Source organism: Streptomyces sp. NPDC087901 (assembly GCF_044742205.1).
Lineage (GTDB): Bacteria > Actinomycetota > Actinomycetes > Streptomycetales > Streptomycetaceae > Streptomyces.
Window position 1 is genome coordinate 1 of sequence record NZ_JBIUUC010000057.1, and the last position, 1,236, is coordinate 1,236.

Below are 1,236 nucleotides of genomic sequence, written 5' to 3' on the forward strand. Positions count from 1 at the left end.
TCGGCGGTGGAGGCGCCGGTGACCATGTTGCGGGTGTACTGCACGTGGCCGGGGGTGTCGGCGAGGATGAACCGGCGCCGGGTGGTGGCGAAGTAGCGGTAGGCGACATCGATGGTGATGCCCTGCTCGCGCTCGGCCCGCAGCCCGTCGGTCAGCAGCGCCAGGTCGGGGGTTTCCTGGCCGCGTTTGCGGGAGGCGTCCTCGACGGCTTCCAGCTGGTCGGTGAGGACCGATTTGGAGTCGTGCAGGAGGCGTCCGACGAGGGTGGACTTGCCGTCGTCGACGGAGCCGGCGGTGGCGAACCGCAGGAGGGTGGTGGTCGACAGCTGGTCGGCCAGCTGGGTGGTGGTCATTTTAGAAGTACCCCTCGCGCTTACGGTCTTCCATCGCGGCCTCGGACATCTTGTCGTCGGCGCGGGTCGCGCCCCGCTCGGTGAGGCGGGAGGCGGCGATCTCGGTGATCACGGCGTCCAGGGTGGTGGCGTCGGAGTCGACGGCGCCGGTGCAGGACATGTCGCCGACCGTGCGGTAGCGCACCTGACGGGTCTCGATGGTTTCGTGTTCCTTGGGGCCGCCCCAGTCGCCCGCGGTCAGCCACATGCCGGAGCGGTTGAAGACCTCGCGTTCGTGGGCGAAGTAGATCTGGGGGAGCTCGATGCCCTCGCGCTCGATGTACTGCCACACGTCGAGCTCGGTCCAGTTGGAGATCGGGAAGACCCGGACGTGTTCGCCGGCGGCGTGGCGGCCGTTGTAGAGCTGCCAGAGTTCGGGGCGCTGGCGGCGGGGGTCCCACTGGGAGAACTCGTCGCGGAGTGAGAAGACCCGTTCCTTGGCTCGGGCTTTCTCCTCGTCGCGGCGGCCGCCGCCGAACACGGCGTCGAAGCGGTGCTGCTGGATCGCTTCGGTCAGGGGCACGGTCTGCAGTGGGTTGCGGGTGCCGTCGGGGCGCTCGCGGAGCTTCCCGGCGTCGATGTACTCCTGGACGGAGGCGACATGGAGGCGCAGTCCGTGTTCGGCGACCGTGCGGTCGCGGTACTCCAGGACCTCGGGGAAGTTGTGGCCGGTGTCCACGTGCAGCAGCGTGAAGGGGACCGGGGCGGGTGCGAACGCCTTGAGGGCCAGGTGCAGCATCAGGATCGAGTCCTTGCCGCCGGAGAACAGGATCACCGGCCGCTCGAACTCCCCCGCCACCTCACGGAAGATGTGCACCGCCTCGGACTCCAGCGAATCCAGGTG

2 protein-coding genes are annotated in these 1,236 nt (G+C 68.9%); both read right to left on the reverse strand.

The genetic code is table 11. The features are described from left to right. Positions 1-353 (reverse strand): GTP-binding protein (locus tag ACIOEW_RS41260; protein ID WP_401970765.1); only part of this gene is annotated, 353 nt, incomplete at its 3' end. Between the two features lies 1 nt (position 354). Continuing rightward, positions 355-1,236: sulfate adenylyltransferase subunit CysD (cysD, locus tag ACIOEW_RS41265; protein WP_401970767.1), on the reverse strand; the 882-nt coding region annotated here is incomplete at its 5' end.